Annotated in this window: 21 protein-coding genes; 15 read left to right on the top strand and 6 right to left on the bottom strand. The window is 71.2% G+C overall.

Annotated features, from left to right (window positions below; genetic code table 11):
• Window positions 1-199 precede the first annotated feature (199 nt).
• The 8 genes from ACN26Z_RS17990 (at window position 200) to ACN26Z_RS17955 (ending at window position 6,775) form a co-directional block, all read left to right on the top strand.
• Window positions 200-502 carry an urease subunit gamma gene (locus ACN26Z_RS17990; protein ID WP_093405864.1) on the top strand — a complete coding sequence of 101 codons (303 nt, stop codon included), beginning with the start codon at window positions 200-202 and terminating at the stop codon, window positions 500-502.
• Window positions 499-822 carry an urease subunit beta gene (locus tag ACN26Z_RS17985; RefSeq protein ID WP_282238283.1) on the top strand — a complete coding sequence of 108 codons (324 nt, stop codon included), beginning with the start codon at window positions 499-501 and terminating at the stop codon, window positions 820-822. Before ACN26Z_RS17990 ends, ACN26Z_RS17985 begins: the two co-directional genes overlap by 4 nt.
• Window positions 819-2,522: an urease subunit alpha gene (locus ACN26Z_RS17980; protein ID WP_421462482.1), complete on the top strand. Its 1,704-nt coding sequence runs from the start codon at window positions 819-821 to the stop codon at window positions 2,520-2,522. The genes ACN26Z_RS17985 and ACN26Z_RS17980 overlap by 4 nt, the downstream gene beginning before the upstream one ends.
• A complete protein-coding gene (locus tag ACN26Z_RS17975) occupies window positions 2,522-3,205 on the top strand; it encodes an urease accessory protein UreF (RefSeq protein WP_093405858.1) in 684 nt (227 codons plus the stop codon). The genes ACN26Z_RS17980 and ACN26Z_RS17975 overlap by 1 nt, the downstream gene beginning before the upstream one ends.
• A complete protein-coding gene (ureG, locus tag ACN26Z_RS17970) occupies window positions 3,195-3,932 on the top strand; it encodes an urease accessory protein UreG (protein WP_170863470.1) in 738 nt (245 codons plus the stop codon). The genes ACN26Z_RS17975 and ureG overlap by 11 nt, the downstream gene beginning before the upstream one ends.
• Window positions 3,932-4,714 carry an urease accessory protein UreD gene (locus tag ACN26Z_RS17965; RefSeq protein WP_421462479.1) on the top strand — a complete coding sequence of 261 codons (783 nt, stop codon included), beginning with the start codon at window positions 3,932-3,934 and terminating at the stop codon, window positions 4,712-4,714. The genes ureG and ACN26Z_RS17965 overlap by 1 nt, the downstream gene beginning before the upstream one ends.
• Window positions 4,692-5,657, top strand: coding sequence for a DUF6968 family protein (locus ACN26Z_RS17960; protein ID WP_282238287.1), 966 nt, complete (start codon window positions 4,692-4,694; stop codon window positions 5,655-5,657). The genes ACN26Z_RS17965 and ACN26Z_RS17960 overlap by 23 nt, the downstream gene beginning before the upstream one ends.
• A 95-nt stretch (window positions 5,658-5,752) precedes the next feature.
• The gene (locus tag ACN26Z_RS17955) at window positions 5,753-6,775 is read left to right on the top strand and encodes a serine hydrolase (RefSeq protein WP_282238288.1); all 1,023 of its coding nucleotides are present in this window, start codon (window positions 5,753-5,755) and stop codon (window positions 6,773-6,775) included.
• Between the two features lie 141 nt (window positions 6,776-6,916).
• On the opposite strand, the gene ACN26Z_RS17950 is transcribed toward ACN26Z_RS17955, so the two are convergent.
• A complete protein-coding gene (locus tag ACN26Z_RS17950) occupies window positions 6,917-7,363 on the bottom strand; it encodes a MarR family winged helix-turn-helix transcriptional regulator (RefSeq protein WP_093405847.1) in 447 nt (148 codons plus the stop codon).
• 97 nt (window positions 7,364-7,460) lie between these two features.
• Between ACN26Z_RS17950 and ACN26Z_RS17945 the strand changes: the two genes are divergently transcribed.
• The 7 genes from ACN26Z_RS17945 (at window position 7,461) to ACN26Z_RS17915 (ending at window position 16,050) form a co-directional block, all read left to right on the top strand.
• Window positions 7,461-8,588, top strand: coding sequence for a substrate-binding domain-containing protein (locus ACN26Z_RS17945; protein WP_421462477.1), 1,128 nt, complete (start codon window positions 7,461-7,463; stop codon window positions 8,586-8,588).
• 453 nt (window positions 8,589-9,041) lie between these two features.
• On the top strand, window positions 9,042-10,286 hold the full coding sequence (urtA, locus tag ACN26Z_RS17940) for an urea ABC transporter substrate-binding protein (RefSeq protein WP_093405844.1): 1,245 nt from the start codon (window positions 9,042-9,044) through the stop codon (window positions 10,284-10,286).
• Window positions 10,287-10,350: 64 nt separating this feature from the next.
• Entirely contained in the window at window positions 10,351-11,238 is an 888-nt protein-coding gene (urtB, locus tag ACN26Z_RS17935) for an urea ABC transporter permease subunit UrtB (RefSeq protein WP_093406136.1), read from the top strand.
• On the top strand, window positions 11,235-12,404 hold the full coding sequence (gene urtC, locus ACN26Z_RS17930; RefSeq protein WP_421462474.1) for an urea ABC transporter permease subunit UrtC: 1,170 nt from the start codon (window positions 11,235-11,237) through the stop codon (window positions 12,402-12,404). The genes urtB and urtC overlap by 4 nt, the downstream gene beginning before the upstream one ends.
• Window positions 12,401-13,174, top strand: coding sequence for an urea ABC transporter ATP-binding protein UrtD (gene urtD / locus ACN26Z_RS17925; RefSeq protein ID WP_421462473.1), 774 nt, complete (start codon window positions 12,401-12,403; stop codon window positions 13,172-13,174). The genes urtC and urtD overlap by 4 nt, the downstream gene beginning before the upstream one ends.
• An 8-nt stretch (window positions 13,175-13,182) precedes the next feature.
• Window positions 13,183-13,866 carry an urea ABC transporter ATP-binding subunit UrtE gene (gene urtE, locus ACN26Z_RS17920; RefSeq protein WP_247672881.1) on the top strand — a complete coding sequence of 228 codons (684 nt, stop codon included), beginning with the start codon at window positions 13,183-13,185 and terminating at the stop codon, window positions 13,864-13,866.
• A gap of 207 nt (window positions 13,867-14,073) precedes the next feature.
• The gene (locus ACN26Z_RS17915; RefSeq protein WP_421462471.1) at window positions 14,074-16,050 is read left to right on the top strand and encodes a cellulase family glycosylhydrolase; all 1,977 of its coding nucleotides are present in this window, start codon (window positions 14,074-14,076) and stop codon (window positions 16,048-16,050) included.
• Window positions 16,051-16,188: 138 nt separating this feature from the next.
• On the opposite strand, the gene ACN26Z_RS17910 is transcribed toward ACN26Z_RS17915, so the two are convergent.
• The 5 genes from ACN26Z_RS17910 to ACN26Z_RS17890 all read right to left on the bottom strand — a co-directional run bounded on the left by ACN26Z_RS17910 (window position 16,189) and on the right by ACN26Z_RS17890 (window position 20,747).
• A complete protein-coding gene (locus tag ACN26Z_RS17910; RefSeq protein ID WP_093405829.1) occupies window positions 16,189-16,701 on the bottom strand; it encodes a Rieske (2Fe-2S) protein in 513 nt (170 codons plus the stop codon).
• A gap of 26 nt (window positions 16,702-16,727) precedes the next feature.
• Window positions 16,728-17,291: a DUF6529 family protein gene (locus tag ACN26Z_RS17905; RefSeq protein ID WP_232511286.1), complete on the bottom strand. Its 564-nt coding sequence runs from the start codon at window positions 17,289-17,291 to the stop codon at window positions 16,728-16,730.
• 68 nt (window positions 17,292-17,359) lie between these two features.
• Window positions 17,360-18,160, bottom strand: coding sequence for a hypothetical protein (locus ACN26Z_RS17900; protein WP_282238292.1), 801 nt, complete (start codon window positions 18,158-18,160; stop codon window positions 17,360-17,362).
• 47 nt (window positions 18,161-18,207) lie between these two features.
• On the bottom strand, window positions 18,208-19,887 hold the full coding sequence (locus tag ACN26Z_RS17895; protein ID WP_282238293.1) for an MFS transporter: 1,680 nt from the start codon (window positions 19,885-19,887) through the stop codon (window positions 18,208-18,210).
• 191 nt (window positions 19,888-20,078) lie between these two features.
• Window positions 20,079-20,747, bottom strand: a complete 669-nt coding sequence (locus tag ACN26Z_RS17890; protein ID WP_282238294.1) for an STAS domain-containing protein — start codon at window positions 20,745-20,747, stop codon at window positions 20,079-20,081.
• Window positions 20,748-20,769: the final 22 nt, after the last annotated feature.

The raw sequence follows: 20,769 nt of genomic DNA, 5'->3' as shown, positions 1-20,769 counted from the left end.
CGTCTGCTGAGCGGTGGGCGGTGCGGTCCGCATCCGAGAAGCCACCGCCGGTGATCCGTCACGTGGGCCGGGAGGGTGGAACTCCCAGGCCCGATGCGCGTGGCGGGTCGGGCCGGCGGGCGAACCCCGAACCGTGCGGCGGCGCGTCGAGGCGCCGGGCCGGCGGCGTCGGGAGCGCGGACATCCACCGGGAGCACCCGTGTATCTCACCCCTCACGAGCAGGACCGCCTGCTCGTCCACGTGGCGGCCGACGTCGCCCGACGTCGCCGCGAGCGCGGCCTGCGTCTCAACTATCCGGAAGCCGTCGCGGTGATCACCGCCTTCCTGCTCGAAGGGGCCCGCGACGGTGCGTCCGTGGTCGACCTGATGGCCGCCGGACGCACCGTGCTCAGCCGGGACGACGTGCAGGACGGCATCCCCGAGTTGCTGGGGGAGGTGCAGGTGGAGGCGACGTTCCCGGACGGCACCAAACTGGTGACTGTGCACCACCCGATCCCGTGATCCCCGGGGAGATCCTGCCGGCGGACGGGCCTGTCGAGATCAACGCCGGGCGGCCGGTGACCACGCTGCTGGTGGTCAACACCGGTGACCGGCCGGTGCAGGTCGGGTCGCACTACCACTTCGCCGAGGCCAACCCGGCGCTGGATTTCGACCGGGACGCCGCCTGGGGGCAGCGGCTCGCGGTACCGGCCGGCACCTCGGTGCGGTTCGAGCCGGGCGTGAGCCGCCGGGTGGACCTGGTGCCGCTGGGTGGCGCGCGGATCGTGCCGGGCCTGCGCGGCGAGTGCGCCGGAGCGCTGGACGAAGGACGGAAGGCGTGAGCATCGTGGAGCGGAACCGCTACGTGGCCCTCTACGGGCCGACCACCGGAGACCGGATCCGGCTGGCCGACACGAACCTGCTGATCGAGATCGAGCACGACCACTGTGCCGGCGGTGACGAGGCGGTCTTCGGCGGCGGCAAGGTGATTCGCGAGTCGATGGGTCAGTCCCGGGCCACCCGCGCCGAGGGCGCCCTGGACACCGTCATCACCGGTGCGGTCGTCCTCGACCACTGGGGGGTGGTGAAGGCCGACGTCGGGCTGCGCGACGGGCGGATCGTCGCGCTTGGCCGAGCCGGCAACCCGGACACCATGGACGGTGTCCATCCGGACCTGGTCATCGGCCCGGCCACCGAGGTGATCGCCGGCAACGGCCGGATTCTCACCGCCGGGGCGGTCGACACCCACGTGCACTTCATCTGCCCACAACTGGTCGCCGAGGCGCTCGCCAGCGGAGTCACCACCCTGGTCGGCGGCGGCACCGGCCCGGCGGAGGGCACCCGGGCCACCACCGTCACCCCGAACGCCTGGCACCTGGCCCGGATGCACGAGGCCCTCGACACGTTCCCGGTCAACGTGCTGCTGCTCGGCAAGGGCAACACCGTCTCGGAGGAGGCGCTGTGGGAGCAGTTGCGGGCCGGGGCCGGCGGGTTCAAGCTGCACGAGGACTGGGGCACCACCCCGGCGGCGATCGACGCCTGCCTGCGGGTCGCCGACGCCTCCGGCGTGCAGGTCTCCATCCACACCGACACGCTCAACGAGGCCGGATTCGTCGCCGACACCCTGCGCGCCATCGGCGGCCGGGCGATCCACTCGTACCACACCGAGGGCGCCGGCGGCGGGCACGCGCCGGACATCATCACCGTCGCCGGTGAGCCGAACGTGCTGCCGTCGTCGACCAACCCGACCCGCCCGTACACCCGCAACACCCTCGCCGAGCACCTCGACATGCTGATGGTCTGCCACCATCTCAACCCGGCCGTGCCGGAGGACCTGGCGTTCGCCGAGAGTCGGATCCGACCGTCCACGATGGCGGCCGAGGACCTGCTGCACGACCTCGGGGCGATCTCCATCATCGGCTCCGACTCGCAGGCGATGGGGCGGATCGGAGAGATCGTGCTGCGTACCTGGCAGAGCGCACACGTGATGAAGGCGCGGGTGGGCGCCCTGCCCGGCGACGGCGCCGCCGACAACCACCGGGCCCGTAGGTACGTCGCGAAGTACACCATCTGCGCGGCCATGGCCAACGGACTCGACCACGAGATCGGGTCGGTGGAGCCGGGCAAGCTCGCCGATCTGGTGCTGTGGGAGCCGGCTTTCTTCGGCGTACGACCGCACCTGGTCATCAAGGGCGGCATGATCGCGTACGCGCAGATGGGTGACGCGAACGCCTCGATCCCCACCCCGCAGCCGATGCTGCCCCGACCGATGTTCGGGGCGTACGGCGGCGCGGCTGCCGCCACCAGCCTGGCGTTCGTGGCACCCGCGGCGGTGGAGGCCGGGCTGCGGTTGGACGTGCGGCGTCGGGTGGTGCCGGTGGCCGACGTACGGTCGCGCGGCAAGACCGACCTGCCGGAGAACAACGCCCTGCCGCGCATCGAGGTCGACCCGGACACCTTCACCGCCCGGATCGACGGCGTGGTGGTGGAGCCGGATCCGGTGACCGAACTGCCCATGGCCCAGCGGTACTTCCTGTTCTGATGGCCACCCCGACGATGCTGCTGCTCCTCGCCGACGGGCGGTTCCCGGCCGGCGCGCACGCCCACTCGGCCGGATTGGAGGCAGCCGTCGCCGCCGGCCGGGTGACCGATCTGGACACCCTGGCGGAGTACCTGCGGGGTCGGCTGGCCACTGCGGGACTGGTCACGGCGGCGTTCGCGGCGGCGGCCCGTGGCGTGGCGTGGTCGGCCGGCCGCTCCGCCGCGCTGGCCCGACTCGACGCCGAACTGGACGCCCGGACCGCCTCGCCCGCGCAGCGGTCGGTGTCCCGCCGGCAGGGCCGCGCACTGCTGCGAGCCGGTCGCCGGATCTGGCCGCAGGCCACCTTCGACGACCTGCCCGCCGCGCCGGACGGGCCACACCAGCCGCTGGTGCTGGGGCTGGTCGGTGCCGCCGCCGGTCTCAACCCCGGACAGGTTGCCACGGTCGCCGCCCACGCGACGGTGACCGGCTCGGCCAGTGCCGCCGTACGCCTGCTCGGCCTCGACCCGTACCAGGTGCAGGCCCTGCTGGTGCGGCTCGCCGGCACCTGCGACGCCACCGCGGCGCGGGCGGCCCGCGCCGCCGAGGAACCACCGGAGCGGCTGCCCGCCGCCGCCGCTCCACTCGCCGACATCCATGCCGAAGCTCACGTCACCTGGGAGGTGCGTCTCTTTGCGTCCTGAATTCGATCACGACGAGTCCGTTCCCCACACCCACCCCGAGCCGGGGGTCGACCCGCACGCCCCGCTACCGACTGCCGCGCGGGCGTTGCGGGTCGGCATCGGCGGCCCGGTCGGCTCCGGCAAGACCGCGCTGGTCGCGGCGCTGTGCCGGGCGTTCGCCGACGAGTTGCGCCTCGGCGTGGTGACGAACGACATCTACACCACCGAGGACGCCGACTTCCTCAAGCGCGCCGGGGTGCTCGATCCGACCCGGATCAGGGCGGTGGAGACGGGCTGCTGCCCGCACACCGCCATCCGAGACGACATCGGCGCCAACCTCGACGCCGTCGACGAGCTGACCGACGCGTTGGGCCCGTTGGACCTGGTGCTGGTGGAGAGCGGTGGCGACAACCTGACCGCCACGTTCAGCCGGGGCCTGGTGGACCGGCAGATCTTCGTGGTGGACGTGGCCGGCGGGGACAAGGTGCCCCGCAAGGGCGGCCCCGGGGTGACCGCGGCCGACCTGCTGGTCATCAACAAGACCGACCTGGCGCCGATGGTCGGTGCCGACCTGTCCGTGATGGACCGCGACGCCCGGGCCCGTCGGGGCGACCTGCCGACGGTGTTCCAGTCCATCAGCGAGGATCCCCTGGCGACCCAGGTCGCCGCCTGGATCCGTCACGAACTGGCCCACCACCGGGCCGCGCAGTCCACGCCGGCCGGCCCGGTACCCGCCGGGCAGGCCTGATGCGGGCCACCGCCCGGCTGGTGGCCCGCGTCGACCGGCGCGGCCAGACCGTGCTGGCCGAACTGCGCGGCGAGAGCCCGCTGCTGCTGCGCCAGGTACCGGCCCCCGGTGGTGGTGTCACGGTGTACGTCGTCGGCGGAGCGGCCGGTCCGCTCGCCGGCGACGACCTGCGGCTGGACGTCGAGGTCGGCCCCGGCGCGGTGGTCCGTGTGCACACGGTGGCCGCGTCCGTCGCGCTGCCGGGCCGCCCCGGCGCGGTGTCCCGGACGCTTCTCCGGGCCACCGTCGCCGAGCGGGCGGCCCTGTTCTGGCTGCCCGAGCAACTGGTCGCGGCGGCCGGCTGCGCGCACGTCGCGGACTCGCAGGTGGCCGTCGCGGCCGGGGGCACCCTGCACTGGCGGGACGAGCTGATCTGCGGGCGGCACGGCGAGCAGCCCGGCAACATGGAGATCAACACCTGGGTCGACCTGGACGATCGGCCGCTGCTGCGGCAGTCCCTGGCGGTCGGGCCGAACGCCGCCGGCTGGGCCGGACCGACGGTGTTGGCCGGCGCGTCCGCTACGGGTTCGCTGCTGATCGTGGACCCGGCCCGACCGGCGCAGTCGGCTGCGGTGTGCGGTACGCGGGCCCGACTGCCGCTGGCCGGCGGCCCGGCGACCCTGTGGAGCGCCACCGCGCCGGACGCGCACACCCTGCGGGAGTACCTCGAACCCGACACCGCGGCGGATACCATCGCTGCCTCGGCCGGGGGAGAGGAGCGTGAGGTTGTACGAGTTGGGTGAGGTCGTCGCCGAGCGGCGGATCGCGATGGTCCTTCCTGACGACGGCACGTCGGAGCTGGTCGTCCGTTTCGGCAAGCCGCACCCCGACCCGCTGCCGGGCGGTGACTGGTGCTGCCCGTTCCAGATCGAAGGGCTGGCCGACGGTGCGGTCGACGCCGCGTTCGGGGTGGACTCCCTGCAGGCGATGCTGCTGGCCGCGTACCGCGTGCGGCTGCTGCTGACCGAACACGCCGAGCGGACCTCGGCTCGACTGGACTGGCTGGGACAGCCGGACCTCGGCCTGCGCGTCGACCCGGGCCTGTTGTCCCAGGACGTCACCACCCGGAGCGCCTACCTCGCCGCCGCCGACGTCGCCGCCTCGCTGCTGCGTACGCCGGTGCTGGCGGAGCGCTGGACGACGCCGAGCGCCCTGCCGTACTACTCGACCGGCGGGCTGGCCCGGCACCTCGCCAACCAGATCACCCGGACTTCGGAGCTGCTCGACGCGCCGCCCGGGCAAACCGCGATCGACGTCCTGGCGCACTTCACCGGCAGCGGCTGGGTCACCACCGGCGCGGAGGAGGCGGACAACACCGACATCCGCGAACGGGGTGAACGGGCCGCCGCCGAGACCGACGCCGCCCAGCTCGCCGTGGAGGTGGACGGGGTTCTGGCGAAGCTGCGCCGTACAGTGCCGGCACAGCCGCCGTACCGGATCGTCGACCTCGGCGACTGGGGACTGGCCGTCGACGACTTCCTGCTGACCCGGCTGTTGGAGCTGGTGGTGCACACCGATGATCTGGCGGTCAGCCTGGGCCTGCCGACGCCCGAGATGCCGGCCGCCGCCACCGAACTGACAACTGACCTGCTCACCCGGATCGCGGCCTGGCGGCACGGTCCGCTCGCGGTGGTGCGGGCACTGTCCCGTCGGGAACGGGCCCCGGAGACGATAAGCGCACTCTGACCGGTCCGGTATCAGCAGTGTCCTTTGTGGTCATATGGCAGGGTGTGTCAGGTGCCGGTGCTCGCCGGCGCCAACGGAAACCCTGGGGAGAGGCAATGACTAAGCGGATCAGTCGTCGGGCCGCGATCGGGTTCGGTGCGGCAGCGGTGACGTTGGCGGCGACACCGTCCGGTGCGGTGGCCGCTCCGGGCGACGACGCCACAGCGCCCAACGGCAGGGTGTCGCCCCGAGAGGTGATCCGCCGGACGTACCGGCAGCAGAAGGCCCGGGCCGGCGGGGTGTGGCGTTCGCACGTCGCGATGCTCGACGCCACCGGGGCCCTCCGGACCGTGATCGCCGACGACGCCGACCGGGTGACCCACGGGTACAGCGTGCAGAAGTTGGCGGTCGCGGTCGCCGTCATGGACAAGATCGACCGTGGCGAGCTGCGGCTGGACCAGCGGCTCGACCTGAGCGCCGACATCATTCTCGGCGGCAGCGGGATCTACTTCCTCCAGACGGTCTGGGGCGACGAGGTCACTGTGGCGAACTTCCTCACCGCGATGCTGCTCGTCTCCGACAACACGGCCGTGCGGATGTGTGGCCGGGTGGTGCCGGCACTGGAGATCAACGAAATTCTGGCGACCAAGGGCTTCACGCACACTCGGGTCGAGCCGGTGGCCAACCCGAACCGATTCTTCCTCGGGGTGACGACCCCGCGCGAGACCCATGACCTGTTGTGGCGGCTGGCCAACAAGACCCTGCTCTCGACCCGGTCAAGTGACTTCCTGCTCGGCATCCTGCGCTGGATCAACGGTTACCACGACGGGATCCGCCGCGACATGTCCTCGGCCGAGCGCAGCCGGGTCGCCACCAAGTACGGTGCCGACTTCGACGCCTCCGGTGCCGCCCGGCACGAGGCCGGCGTCATCTTCGACGCGACCGGCGCACCCACCCTGACGTACGCCTTCTTCGCCGACTCTCTCGGCGACCTGGACAACTACGGCGGCACCCACCCGGCCGTCCGCGCCCACGCGGTCCTCGGCCGGACCATGTTCGACGCCGTCGCCCGCACCACAAACCCCACCCCCCGCGCCCGCCACACCGTCCCCCAATTCCGCCCCGTCAACGGCGGCTGACCCACCCCCGCGTTCGGCGATCTTGCACTTTTGGTCGGGTTGTAAGCCGCAGATAGTGCATATCGGCGACCGAAGGTGCAAGATCGCGGCGTGCGGGGCTGCGTGGGTGTGGGGCGCCCTCGGCACCGGGCAGTGAACCGGTCAGGCGGGGGTTGGGGTGCGGCGACCGGAGTCCAGGCGGGTGATCAGGGCGTCGAGGAGGCCGGCCAGATCGGTGTCGTCCGTCATGCTGAGCCCGGCCAGGTCGGCGCGGATCTCGGCGTCCACCCGCTCGTGCTCGCGACGCCCCCGTGCGGTCAGGTAGGCGCGGATGCGGCGACGGTCGACGGGGTCGATCCGGCGGAAGACGAGGTTGCGGTCGACGAGCTGGTCGACCAGCTTGGTCAGGGTGCCGGGCGGCAGCGACGCCTCGGCGGCGACCTCGCTCATCGGATGCCCGAGACCGTCGGCGAGCAGGCAGAGGACCCGCCACGCCTCGATGCTCAGGGACTCGGCGGCGAGCACCCCGCCGACCCGGCGCGAGAGCAGCCGCTCGGCGCGGGTGAGCAGGGGTAACAGGTCGGCTGCGGAACCGGGAAGGTCTGACATGGCACTCCCGCCTCGCGGTTGCGGTGTCATCGTAGCGAGATGTCCCGCTGACTGGGGAGGGCTGGTCTTCACCAGCGGCGGCGGCCACCATGTGTTCATGTCCGCGCCGGCACCGGGGTCCGGGCGCCCGCAGGCGGGGGAGAGCATCACCGCCGGGGCGTCCTGGCTGACCGTCGATCGCGGCGTGGTCAGTATCGCCTTGGTCTATCCGATGCGTGGGCCGGCGGGGATGTTCGGCCCGAGCTGTGAACTCTGCGCGCAGCTCGCGGTCGAGGAGCTGAACCGGCGCGGCGGTGTGCTCGGCCGGGAGTTGCGGCTGGTGCCGGTGGACGGCGGGGCGCCGCCGGCCGAGGTGGCCGCCGAGGTGGAGGCGCTGGTGTCGGTGGGCGCGGTGCAGGGCGTCACCGGCTGGCACATCTCCTCGGTACGACAGGCGGTGGCGCCGCGCATCGCGCACCGGGTGCCGTACGTCTACACAGCCCTGTACGAGGGGGGTGAGCGCACCGAGGGTGTCTTCCTGACCAGCGAGACGCCGGATGCGCAGCTGTGGCCGGCGATGCGGGTGCTCGCCGGGGATCTCGGCGTGCGCCGCTGGTTCGTGGTCGGCAACGACTACGTCTGGCCGCGCCGGACGACCCGGGCGGCACACCGGTACGCGCTGCGCAGCGGCGGACGCGTGGTCGGCCAGCACTTCCTGCCGTTGGAGACCCACGACTACGCGGAGGTGCTGCGGCGCATCGAACGCAGCGACGCCGACGCGGTGCTCATGCTGCTCGTGGGCGCGGACGCGGTCCGGTTCAACCGGGCGTTCACCCGCGCCGGGCTGGACCAGCGTTGTCTGCGCCTGAGCACCCTGATGGACGAGAACATGCTGCTCGCCAGCGGTGCCGCCAACACCCGGGGGTTGTTCAGCACGGCGGGTTTCTTCGCCGGCCTGGTGACCCAGGAGAATCTCGACTTCCACGGCAGCTTCGGTCGCCGCTTCGGCTTGGAGGCGCCACCGCTGGGCAGCCTGGGGGAGTCCTGCTACGAGGGTGTGATGTTGCTGGCCGCGCTGATCGCCAAGGCCGGCACGCTTGACGTACGGGCGGTGGAGGCATCCGCGGACGTGGTGTCGTACGACGGGCCGCGCGGCGAGCTGCGGTTGCGCCGCAGGCATGTCCGCCAGCGCATCTACCTGGCCGAGGCCGACGGCCTGGACTTCACCGTCCTGACTGAACTGTGATGCCAGCGGGGCGTGACCGGACCGTGCCTTGACAGCTCCGCCGGCCGGCGGCCAAGATACTTCCTACGTGAAGCATCCGACCGTCACGTCGGATATCACCACCGTCCGACGAGGGACGGAAAAGCGCAGCCGAATGCGGCTGAAAATCGTGTGCCGGTGTCATTCTGCCGATTCTCCTCGGCGATGCACCGGCATTTTTCGTGCCCCCATCAGAGCGGCCGGGCCAGCGGAAACACTCTATTGAGGACTGGGAAACATCCGTGCAATGAAACGGATCGAAGCTTTCCCTGCCCGATATCCGAATCGCCGCCCGGGTCGGTGTCCACCCGCCGTACCGGGCAGCGCCAATGTTCCGACGGACCGCACCGCAGTTAGACAGATCCGCACTTCGACTCGGGGCCGACGACCGTTCCCGGGCACTGACTGACGTCACACGCGACGCAGGGAGATTTGATGACACTGATCCGGGGCCGCCGCATCCTGGCGGGTGCCATGACCCTGGTCGCCGCGGCCGCGCTGGCCGCGTGCGGCAGCAAGACCACCGATGGGAACACCTCGGCGGGAGTCGCCGCCGATGTCTCCGGCGACACCGTCAAGGTGGGCCTGCTCAACTCCCTCTCCGGCACGATGGCCATCAGCGAGGTCACCGTCCGAGACGCGATCATGCTGGCGATCGAGGAGATCAACGCCGCCGGGGGCGTGCTCGACAAGAAGATCGAACCCGTCGGCGAGGACGGCGCCTCGGACTGGCCGACCTTCGCCGAGAAGGCCGAGAAGCTGATCCGGGAGGACCGCGTGGCGGCCGTCTTCGGCTGCTGGACCTCGGCCAGCCGCAAGGCCGTGAAGCCTGTGTTCGAGAAGAACAAGGCGCTGCTGTTCTACCCGGTGCAGTACGAGGGCCTGGAGCAGTCGCCGTACATCTTCTACACCGGCGCCACGACCAACCAGCAGATCGTCCCCGGCCTGGACTACCTCAAGGCTCAGGGCGCCACCTCGCTCTACCTGGTCGGCTCCGACTACGTGTTCCCGCGCACCGCCAACAAGATCATCAAGGCGTACGCCGAAGCCAACGGGATGAAGGTGCTGGGGGAGGACTACGCCCCGCTGGGCTCCACCGAGTTCGGCACCATCACGAACAAGGTGAAGTCCTCCGGCGCGGACGCGGTCTTCAACACGCTCAACGGCGACAGCAACGTGGCGTTCTTCAAGGAGTACAAGTCCGCCGGGCTGACCGCCGCCACCATGCCTGTGGTGTCGGTGTCGATCGCCGAGGAGGAGGTCAAGAGCATCGGCACCCAGTACCTGGAGGGCCAGCTCACCGCCTGGAACTACTACCAGACCACTCCCGGCGCGGCGAACGAGAAGTTCGTCGCGGCGTACAAGGCCAAGTACGGGGCGGACAAGCCGACAAGCGACCCGATGGAAGCCGCGTACGTCTCGGTCTACCTGTGGAAGGCGATGGTCGAGAAGGCCGGCACCTTCGACGTCGAGAAGGTTAGGGAGGCCTCCGACGGAATCACCTTCGAGGCGCCCGAGGGGCTGGTCACCGTGGACGGTGCCACCCAGCACATCGCCAAGACGGCACGCGTCGGCAAGGTCGGTGCGGACGGTCTGATCACCGAGGTCTGGAACTCCGGACAACCGATCACCCCCGATCCGTACCTCAAGAGCTACCCGTGGGCCGGTGGCCTGAGCTGACCCGGTGGGCCCGGGCGGCGCGACCGCCCGGGCCCACCCCCACCAGCAGTTCGGAGTACGCACCGTGACAGTTCTCATCGGCCAACTCTTCACCGGCGTCAGCATCGGGGCGGTGCTGCTGCTCATCGCGCTCGGCCTGGCCCTCACCTTCGGCCAGATGGGCGTGATCAACATGGCCCACGGCGAGTTCATCATGGCCGGGGCCTACACCACCTACGTCCTGCAACAGGTCATCACCGCGGCCGGCTGGTCGCTGCTGATCGCCCTGCCGGTCGCCTTCGTGGTGGCCGGCGCGATGGGTGTGCTGCTGGAGTTCCTGCTGATCCGCCGCCTCTACGCCCGCCCGCTGGACACCCTGCTGGTCACCTGGGGGGTGTCGCTGATCCTGCAACAGCTCGCCCGGGACATCTTCGGCAGCCCCAACGTGCAGACCCGCGCACCGGAGCTGCTCACCGGCAACATCGCGCTGCCCGGCGGCATCACCGTGGCGAACAACCGGTTGTTCATCCTCGCCCTGGCCGGCGGCGCCGTCGTCGCGTTGACCCTGGCCCTGCGGGTCACCCCGCTGGGTCGCCGGATCCGGGCCGTCGTGCAGAACCGGGATCTGGCCGCCGTCTCCGGCATCCCCACCGCCCGGGTCGACCGGATGACCTTCTTCATCGGCTCCGGCCTGGCCGGCATCGCCGGCGTGGCCCTCACCCTGCTCGGGCCGATCGGCCCCACCATGGGCACCAACCTGATCATCGACGCCTTCCTGGTCGTCGTGGTCGGCGGGATCGGCCAGCTCAAGGGCACCGTCATCGTCGCCTTCGCCCTGGGCGTGCTCCAGGCCACCGGCGAATACCTCACCACCCTCAGCGTCGCCAAGGTGATGGTCTTCATCGCCATCGTCGCGTTCCTCCAGTGGCGACCCCAGGGCCTGTTCACCCTGCGCACCAGGAGTCTGGCATGACCACCGTCGCCCGAGATCCCGTCACCGCCGCCGACCCCGCGCCGGCACCACCGACCAGACCGGCGGCCGGACCGTCCCGCCACCGGTACCGGGCCGCCGTCGGATTCGCCTTCGGCGCGGCCCTGCTCTTCGCCGTCGCGCCGCTGGTGCTGTCGGACTTCCGGCTCTCCCTGCTGGCGAAGTACCTCTGCGTGGCCATGGTCGCGGTCGGCATCGGCCTGGCCTGGGGGCGCGGCGGCATGCTCACGCTCGGCCAGGGGGTCTTCTTCGGCCTCGGCGGCTACGCGATGGCCATGCATCTCAAGCTCGCCGACGCGGGCCCGGGCAACATGCCCGACTTCATGCTGCTGTACGGGCAACTCGACGAGTTGCCCCTGTGGTGGCGACCGTTCGCCAGCCCATGGTTCGCCCTGCCCGCCACGGTGCTGCTGCCGATGGCTGTCGCCTTCGTACTCGGATCGTTGGTCTTCCGCCGCCGGGTGCGCGGTGCCTACTTCGCCATCCTCAGCCAGGCTCTCGCCGCCGCCATGGTGATCCTGCTGATCGGTCAGCAGGGCACCACCGGCGGCACCAACGGGCTCACCGACATCCAGGGCTTCTTCGGCTACGACCTGGACGACCCGGTCAACCAGCGGATGGTCTACTTCATCATCGCCGGCACCCTGCTGGCGCTGCTGGCCCTGGCCCGGCACCTGATGCAGAGCCGCTACGGCGAGCTGTTGGTGGCCGTCCGCGACTCGGAGGAACGGGTCCGCTTCCTCGGCTACGACCCGGCCACCGTGAAGCTTGTCGCGTACGTGGTCGCCGCCGGGATGGCCGGGTTGGCCGGCGCGCTTTTCGTGCCCGCGGTGGGCATCATCTCCCCGGCGCTGATCGGGATCGTGCCGTCCATCGAGTTCGTCATCGGCGTCGCCATCGGCGGGCGAGCCACGTTGCTCGGCCCGGTCCTCGGGGCGGTCGCGGTGGCGTGGGCGCGTACCGCCCTGTCGGAGCGCTTCCCGGGCACCTGGACGTACCTTCAGGGTCTGCTGTTCGTGGTGGTGGTGGCGTTCCTGCCCGGCGGCCTGGCCTCGCTGATCGGCCTGGCCCGCCGCCGCGACGACGGCGAACCTCGCCCGAGTCGACTCGGTCGATTTCGACCTCGGCGACGGGAGGGGGCGGCATGACCGGGCAGTTGCACGGGCTCTACGTGCGTGACCTGCGGGTCAGCTTCGACGGTTTCACCGCCGTCGACGGGGTCTCCCTCGACGTCGCCCCGGGCGACATCCGGTTCCTGATCGGGCCCAACGGCGCCGGCAAGACCACTCTGGTGGACGCCGTCACCGGCCTGGTCCGGGCCACCGGCTCGGTGCGCTTCGGCGACCGGGAACTGCTCGGCAGGCCGGTGCACCGGATCAGCCGGCTCGGCGTCGGCCGCACCTTCCAGACCTCGACGGTGTTCGAGGAGCTGACCGTGTTGCAGAACCTCGACATCGCCGCCGGGGCCCGACGCGGCTGGGCGACGTTGCTGCGCCGCCGCCACGGCGTGCCCGACGAGGTGGCCGAGGCGCTCGACGTGATCGGCCTGGCGAGCCGCGCCGACCAGCTCGCCGGCACCCTCGCCCACGGGCAGAAGCAGTGGCTGGAGATCGGCATGCTGCTGGTGCAGGACACCCGGCTGCTGCTGCTCGACGAGCCGGTCGCCGGCATGAGCCACGAGGAACGCGACGCCACCGGGCAGCTGCTGGAGAAGGTGAGCCAGGACCGCACGGTGGTGGTGATCGAGCACGACATGGACTTCCTGCGCCGCTTCGCGCGTACCGTCACCGTGCTGCACGCCGGTCGGGTGCTCAGCGAGGGCACCGTCGCCCAGGTGCAGGCCGATCCGCGCGTGCAGGAGGTCTACCTCGGTCACCCGGTCGACGCCGGGTCGGCCCCGACGCCTACGGAGGCATGATGCTCGCGATGCGTGGCGTGCACGCCGGTTACGGGCGCAGCCGGGTGCTGCACGGTGTCGACGTGGCGGTGCCCGCCGACGGGGTCGCCACCGTGCTGGGCCACAACGGCGCCGGCAAGTCCACCCTGCTGCGGGTGGCCGCCGGCCTGCTGCGCCCCAGCGCCGGCCGGGTCGAGCTGGACGGTGCGGACATCACCCGGCTGGCGCCGCACGAGCGGGTCGCCCGGGGGATCGCGTACGTGCCGCAGGGGCAGCAGTGTTTCCCCCACCTGACCGCGGCGGAGAACCTGCGCCTGGTCGCCGACGGCCGTCGCGACGGGGCAACGGCTACCGCGGAGGTGCTGGACCTCTTCCCGGCGCTGCGTCCGCTGCTGCGTCGGCGGGCCGGGCTGCTCTCCGGCGGCCAGCGTCAGCAGTTGGCCATCGCCCGGGCGCTGATCACCCGGCCCCGGCTGCTGATGCTCGACGAGCCGACCGAGGGCATCCAGCCGTCGGTGGTGACCGAGATCCAGGACCGGATCGTGGCCCTGATCGCCCAGACCGGGTTCAGCGTGCTCCTGGTCGAGCAGCACCTCGGCTTCGCGCTGCGGGTGGCCGACCGCTACCACGTGCTGGAGTCCGGCCGCGTCACCTCCGCCGGCGACGGCGGCGCCACCGCCGAACACACCGTCCGCGAGGCCCTCGCGGTGTGACCCCCGCGATCTTGCACTTTCGGTCGCCGAGATGCCCTTCTCGCGGCTTTTGTGGCGACGGAAAGTGCAAGATCGCGGAGGTTGGGGGGTGGGTCTTCCGTTGTGGGGGTTGACCGCCTAGGGTGGGCGTGGAAGCGCTCCCACGGTCCCTGGGCAGGACTGTTCTCTCGACGTGCTCGCTCCCTCACCCACCACAGAGGAAGTCGCATGTCTGCACGTACAAAACTTCAGGCCGCCGCGACGGTGGCCGTGGCTCTGCTCGGCGTGGCCGCCGCCGCGCCCGCCGCGACGGCGGCGCCGACGGTCGGTGCTCCGGCCGTCGCCGCCGCACCCACCGCCGACTGGCTGCACACCGACGGCAACCGGATCGTCGACGAGGCCGGCAACCAGGTCTGGCTCACCGGGGCCAACTGGTTCGGCTTCAACGCCAGCGAGCGGGTCTTCCACGGCCTGTGGTCGGGCAACCTCGAATCGATCACCCGCCAGATGGCCCAGCGCGGCATCAACATCGTCCGGGTGCCCATCTCCACGCAACTGCTGCTGGAGTGGAAGGCCGGGCAGACGATCCGGCCGAACGTCAACACGTACGTCAACCCGGAGCTGGAGGGCCTGAACAACCTCCAGGTCTTCGACCACTGGCTCGCGCTGTGCGAGAAGTACGGTCTGAAGGTCATGCTCGACGTGCACAGCGCCGAGGCGGACAACTCCGGCCACGTCTATCCGGTGTGGTGGAAGGGCAGCATCACCCCGGAGCTGTTCTTCCAGGGCTGGGAATGGATCACCACCCGCTACCGGACCAACGACACCATCGTCGCGATGGACGTCAAGAACGAGCCGCACGGGACGCCGAACGATCCCGAGCGGGCCAAGTGGGACTCCAGCACCGACCAGGACAACTTCAAGTACGCGTGCGAGACGGCGGGCCGGCGGATCCTGGCGATCAACCCGAACCTGCTGATCCTCTGTGAGGGCATCGAGATCTATCCGCGGGCCGGCGCCACCTGGGACTCGCCCAACACCAACCCCGACCGCAGCCCCAACTACCACTACAACTGGTGGGGCGGCAACCTGCGCGGCGTCGCCGAGCACCCGGTCAACCTCGGTGCCCAGCAGGACCAACTCGTCTACTCGCCGCACGACTACGGACCGCTGGTGTACGAGCAGCCGTGGTTCGAGGGCGACTTCGACAAGGACTCGCTGACCAACGACGTGTGGCGACCGAACTGGTTCTACATCCACGAGCAGAACATCGCGCCGCTGCTGATCGGGGAGTGGGGCGGCCGGCTGGGGCAGGACGCCCGGCAGGACCGCTGGATGGCCGCGCTGCGCGACCTGATGATCGAGAACGGCATTCACCACACGTTCTGGTGTCTCAACCCCAACTCAGGTGACACCGGTGGCTTGCTGCTCGACGACTGGGCGAGCTGGGACGAGACGAAGTACAACCAGATGCTCAAGCCCGCGCTGTGGCAGCACAACGGCAAGTTCGTCGGCCTCGACCACCAGGTGCGCCTCGGCGGCACCGACTCCACCACCGGCATGAGCCTCGCCGAACGCTACGCCGGCGGCCCCGGCCCCGGTGACACCACCGCGCCGACCGCGCCGGGGCGGCCGACCGCCACCGACGTGACCGCCACCGCCGCCACGCTGAGCTGGGCGGCGGCCACGGACGACGTGGGCGTCACCGCGTACGAGGTGCTGCGGGCGACCGGATCCGGGGCGGCCACCGTGGTCGGCACGGTCTCCGGAACCACCTACCGGGCGACCGGGCTGAGCGCCTCGACCAGCTACACCTTCACCGTGCGGGCGCGCGACGCGGCCGGCAACGTCTCGGCGGCCTCGCCGCCGTCGACCGTCACCACCCCGGCCGGCAACGACAACGGCGACGCCGGTTGCGCCGCCACGTACCGGGTCACCAGCTCCTGGCAGGGTGGCTACCAGGCGGAGGTGACCGTCCGGAACACCGGTACGGCGGCCATCTCCGGCTGGACGGTCAGTTGGACCGCCCCCGCCGGCACCACCATCTCGTCACTGTGGAACGGCCGGCTCACCACCTCCGGAACCACAGTGACGGTGCGCAACGAGCCCTACAACGGGCAACTCGCCGCCGGCACCAGCACCACGTTCGGGCTGACCGGCAGCGGATCGGGCACGCCTTCCGGGCTGACCTGCGCCGCGTCCTGACGATGGGTGTCCCTGCCCCACCCGGTGGACCGCGGGTGGGGCAGGGGCCGTCCGGGGGCGTGACGCCACCTCGGACGGCCCCGCGCGGCCCGGGCCTGGGTGGGCCGCGTCACCGCGTTCGCATCGCCGAGCGCCGGGTCAGGCCAACCGGATGGCGTCCCCGTCGACGGTGACGTTCGCGGCGGGCAGCGGCGCCCCCGCCGGGCCGCTGCGTACCGAGCCGTCGGCGATGTCGAACACACTGTTGTGGCAGGCGCAGACGATGGTGCCGTCGGAGACCGAGGTGACCGTGCAGCCCTGGTGGGTGCAGGTCGCCGAGTACGCCTTGATGATCCCGTCGGTCGGCTGGGTCACCACCACGCCGGCGTCGGCGAAGATCGCGCCGCCACCGACCGGGATGTCGGCCAGCGTGGCCAGTGCCGGCGTACCGGGATCCGCGCCGTCATCGCCCGGCGTGGCGGTGCCGGACGGGTCGACACCCGAGGTGTCCGACGGGTCGACGCCGGAGCTGCCGGCGGGCGGTGCGGCCGGCGGTGCCGCCGTGGGCTGACCGTACGTCGCACAGCCGGTCAACGCGGCCACGCCCACCGCGCCGGTACCGGCCAGCAGGGCGCGTCGTGACCGGCAGCAGCCAGCCTGCTCGTGGTTCATCCGAGGTGCCTTGCCTTTCCGGGGGATCAGAACTGGATGCCGAACGTGGTGAAGTACCAGACCGACGACGTCAGGAAGACACCGATCAGGGCGACGAACACGACCCCGCCGATGGTGGGGAGCACCCAACCGGCGAGGCCCCGCTTGGGCAGGGTCAGCATCTTGGTGGCGAAGGCGCCGAAGAAGAAGCAGCCCAGCAGGGAGTGCAGCAGCGTACGGGTGTCGTAGTCGGCGAAACCGAGCGCGTAGAGGCAGTGCACCGCGACCGGCACGGTGAGCAGGAACGCGATCCGCCCTGACCAGCGGTGCGCAGAGCCGGCCCAGGACGGGGAGAAGCCGCCGAGCCGACCCCACATCGCCAACGCGGACAGCAACTGGATGACGGCGAAGAACGCCGCCCCGGTGCCCAGCCACACCTTCACCGTCAACGGCGAGGAGAAGCCGGCCACGTTCACCGCGATGCCGGTGGGGGTGTGGGTGCGTCCGTAGACACCGAGCGCCACCGCCACCCCGGCCCCGACCACCAGCGGCACCAGCAGCGAGGGCCGCCGTCTCGGTGCGCTCGGCGGCGGGGCGCCGAAGTCACGCATCACCTCGACCGTGGGCTCCGGCGCCCGGCGGGGCACGGTGCGTGCCCCGCCGTGTCGGTGCTGGGACATCACCGCGCCCCGGGGACGACCGGCTCGGCGACGAGGGTCACTCCGTTGACCACGGTGCTGTTGAAGGCGGGGTCCAACGGCGGTGCCGGAATGGGCTTGCCGTTCCAGGTGACGATGCCGATCTGGGTGCCGTCGGGCCGCATGATCCAGCCGCCGTCGTAGCCGGCCCTGCGGGTCTCCCCGGTCACCCGGTAGATCGCCGGAGCGGTGCCCGAACCGGACTTCACCACCGCTTCGTCGGCCGACGTGTCGTCGGGTCGGGCGGTGAACTTCCAGCGCCGTACGCCGACGATCATCTCACCGCTGGCGCGGTCGCCCCGGATGACACCGGTCAGCTTCGCGTCCTTGCCGGTCAGCTCGATCTTGCCGTCGCGTACCGTGCCGGACAGCCACAGCTCCATGCTCCGGCCGTCGCAGACATACGCCTCGGCCTTGCCGTCCTTCACGGTGATGGCGATGGTGGCACCGTTCTCGAGTTCACCGATCCAGTTCTGCTCGACCGATGTCACCTCGGTCCCCGCCGACGGGGCGTCCGGATCCGTCGGCGGCGAGGTGCCGGCCGGTCGCCGGGCGTCGGCGTCGGCGTCGGTCGGTTCCTCACCGGGCGCGACCGCGTCGGGGTCCACCTCGGCGTCGGCGTCCGCCTCCACGTCGGCGGACGGGGCCGGCGCGGCGGCCGGTGCACCTCCGCCGGCCGCGGGTTGGGTGCCCGGCGGGGATGCCTGTGCACTCATTGTGAACAGCACAGCAGCCGTCACCGCCCCCGACAGGAGGGTGAGCAACGGGGTCAGGCGCTTCATGGGCCACTCCCTTCGCACTCAGGTACGGGCGGAGGTGGTGGATCGGTTCAACCGCGCGCCAGGAACCTCCTGCGGGAGTCGTCTGCGACGCCGTCAGTGACGCTTCCGTGCCGTTGACGCGCGAGTGGCCCGACGGATGCGCCCAGCTCCGGCCCGAACACCAGCAGCAGGACCGCGGCGACCAGACACAGCACGCCCAGCGCGATGGCCGGCAGCACGAGCCCGTTACCGAGGGAGAGGACCAGCAGCATGGTGGACGGTCCGAGGATGCCACCGACCTTGGTGGCCGCACCGGCGAAGCCGGAGCCGGTGGCCCGCATCGCGGTCGGGTAGATCTCGGCGCTGTACGGCAGCAGCATCGCGTTGACCGCGGACAGCGACAGCACCAGCAGGCCGATGGAAGCCAACAGCAGCGCCGTCCCGCCGCTGTCGGCGCTCCAGAGAGCCACTCCGCTGAGCCCGATCGCGGTGATCGCGATGAACAGCGCCAGCGCCCGGCGACCGCTCCAGGCCGCGTAGAGCAGCACGACGAGCGCCAGGGCCGGGGTCGAGTAGAGCGCCGAGTCGGCGAGCAGGCCACTCGCGACCCCGCCGGCCAGCCCGGCCTCCCGCAGTTGCGCGGGCAGCATGACCAGGAAGCCGAAGTTCACCAGCCCCCACACCACACCGACCACGCCGATCACCGACGTCACGACGGGATACGTCCGAAGCATCGCCCCCACGCCGAGCTGTGTCTCCGCGACCCCGGCTGCCGGTGGCGCGGCGCTCAGACGGGATCCGTAACGACGGAGCACCGCCTCCGCCTCGGTGCGCCGCCCGGCGCGCAGCAGGTACAGCGGCGACTCGGGGATCGACGGCGCCATCAGCAACAGCAGCAGCCCGGAGGGCAGCCCGATCAGCCAGAGCGCGCGCCAGGTCAGCGCCGGCTCGAGGTGGCGGGCCGCCTCACTGGCCGCCAGGTACCCGCCCAGACCACCGATCCCACCGACGGTCACCGCCACCCAGCCGCGGTGTCGGCGTGGGGTCAGCTCGGCGATCAGTGTGAACACCAGGGGCAGCAGGCCACCGGCGGAGGTGCCCATCGCGAAGCACATCACCAGGTTCCACTCGAAGCTGGGCATGGCCCCGCACGCCGAGGTCGCGATGAACAGCAGGGTGGCCAGGAGCAGGGCGGTCCGCCGACCGTACCGGTCGCCGAGCAGGCCCCAGAGGACCGACCCGACGGCGGTACCGGTGAGGGCGACCAGGGGAAGAATCGAGATCGATTCGAGTGACATGCCGTACTCGTCGCTCATGCCGGGCATGACGAAGCCGAGGGTGAGTGGCTTCATGATGTCGACCACCAAGGCGATGGTCAGCACCGCGCAGGTGATCCAGTAGGCCGGTCTCAGCCGACCATGCTCGATCGACTCCACGGTGACGCCTTCGGAGTCCGGTCGCTGGATGCCCGCGAACAGCGCCCGCCCAGCCAGCAGCAGGCCGGCGAGGAGCAGCAGCATGCCGAGGATCATCGTGGGCGTCCACATGTCCATCGGCTGGCCGGGGGGAACGCCTTCCATGCCGGGCATGGAGGGCTCCGCCTGTCGCATGCGGGCATGGTCGATCATCATCCGTACGTCAGGCAGTTGAAACAGGACGCCGGCCGTCACCAGCGCCACGCCGAGCAGGAATCCGAGCCGTCCGCGACGCTTCGTGGATATGACGCCGGCACTACGGGTTTCGGGCATGGATTACCGACCTCCGGGTTGTCCCGGTACGAGAAGAACGTCGGCGGATCGACGACTGCCGAAACCTACTGGGGCTTTATCAGACAATCATCAATGTTGTGCTCGGGTCGATCACGTTGCCCGTACGTGATCGGCGGCCTCTCGCCCTGGTCGGGTCGGACTTCAAGGGCAGCACCGGCACCCCGCCGAGGTCAGACGGTGACGCGGCTTGCCGGACGGCGGGCCGTGGGCAGCGAGGACACCTCGGCGGCGGGCCGTGGCACGTCGTTCGGCGTCACGTCGACCGACGAGATGCCGGCCGGAACGGCGTTCTGCACCGCTGCGGCACTCAGTTGATCGAGCGCAGCGTCGAGGCTGTCGAAGATCGGGAAGACCCCGTCGAGCTTCATGGTGTGCAGGACGGTACGGATGAACCTCGACGGGGCGGCGAGGCACAGCCGCCCACCCTGCTCGCGTACGTCCCGGTGGGCCCGGACGAGCATGCCCAGCCCGACTGAGTCGATGACCTGCACGTGGGTCAGGTCCACCACCACCGTCCCGGCCACGTCGAACGCGGCGCGCAGCGCGGTCCGCAGCGCGTCGCCGGTGCCCGGGTCGAGGTCGCTGTCGGCGGGAGCCGCCTCGGCGCTGCGGACCGACCCGCCGCGCTCGCTGTCACCGGGTGGGCTGCCCGGCGGCAGCGAACTGCACCGGGGGCAGCGGTGCGGACCGGTGGCGAACGGTGAACCGCTCCACCCGTGGTCGGAGACCAGCGTCCAGACAACCTCGGCGTCGGGCAGCACGCAGGCGGTGCCGGTGGTGGTGTCGCCACAGACGTCGCAGATCAGGGTCATCAGGTTGTCGTCCGGTACGACGGTCATCCTGCTTCCTCTCCGGTGCCGC

Source organism: Verrucosispora sp. WMMD703, from assembly GCF_049178935.1.
Taxonomy (GTDB): domain Bacteria; phylum Actinomycetota; class Actinomycetes; order Mycobacteriales; family Micromonosporaceae; genus Micromonospora; species Micromonospora sediminimaris.
The sequence above is the reverse complement of the archived record's forward strand: the minus strand, read 5'-3'. Positions and strand labels throughout refer to the sequence as shown.

Bases quoted from the DNA above. Each gene is read 5' to 3' on its own strand.
- ACN26Z_RS17975 (WP_093405858.1), top strand. From the start codon at position 2,522: ATGGCCACCCCGACGATGCTGCTGCTCCTCGCCGACGGGCGGTTCCCG.
- ACN26Z_RS17965 (WP_421462479.1), top strand. From the start codon at position 3,932: ATGCGGGCCACCGCCCGGCTGGTGGCCCGCGTCGACCGGCGCGGCCAG.
- ACN26Z_RS17955 (WP_282238288.1), top strand. From the start codon at position 5,753: ATGACTAAGCGGATCAGTCGTCGGGCCGCGATCGGGTTCGGTGCGGCA.
- ACN26Z_RS17950 (WP_093405847.1), bottom strand. From the start codon at position 7,363: ATGTCAGACCTTCCCGGTTCCGCAGCCGACCTGTTACCCCTGCTCACC.
- ACN26Z_RS17945 (WP_421462477.1), top strand. From the start codon at position 7,461: ATGTCCGCGCCGGCACCGGGGTCCGGGCGCCCGCAGGCGGGGGAGAGC.
- urtA (WP_093405844.1), top strand. From the start codon at position 9,042: ATGACACTGATCCGGGGCCGCCGCATCCTGGCGGGTGCCATGACCCTG.
- urtC (WP_421462474.1), top strand. From the start codon at position 11,235: ATGACCACCGTCGCCCGAGATCCCGTCACCGCCGCCGACCCCGCGCCG.
- urtD (WP_421462473.1), top strand. From the start codon at position 12,401: ATGACCGGGCAGTTGCACGGGCTCTACGTGCGTGACCTGCGGGTCAGC.
- urtE (WP_247672881.1), top strand. From the start codon at position 13,183: ATGCGTGGCGTGCACGCCGGTTACGGGCGCAGCCGGGTGCTGCACGGT.
- ACN26Z_RS17915 (WP_421462471.1), top strand. From the start codon at position 14,074: ATGTCTGCACGTACAAAACTTCAGGCCGCCGCGACGGTGGCCGTGGCT.
- ACN26Z_RS17910 (WP_093405829.1), bottom strand. From the start codon at position 16,701: ATGAACCACGAGCAGGCTGGCTGCTGCCGGTCACGACGCGCCCTGCTG.
- ACN26Z_RS17905 (WP_232511286.1), bottom strand. From the start codon at position 17,291: ATGCGTGACTTCGGCGCCCCGCCGCCGAGCGCACCGAGACGGCGGCCC.
- ACN26Z_RS17900 (WP_282238292.1), bottom strand. From the start codon at position 18,160: ATGAAGCGCCTGACCCCGTTGCTCACCCTCCTGTCGGGGGCGGTGACG.
- ACN26Z_RS17895 (WP_282238293.1), bottom strand. From the start codon at position 19,887: ATGCCCGAAACCCGTAGTGCCGGCGTCATATCCACGAAGCGTCGCGGA.
- ACN26Z_RS17890 (WP_282238294.1), bottom strand. From the start codon at position 20,747: ATGACCGTCGTACCGGACGACAACCTGATGACCCTGATCTGCGACGTC.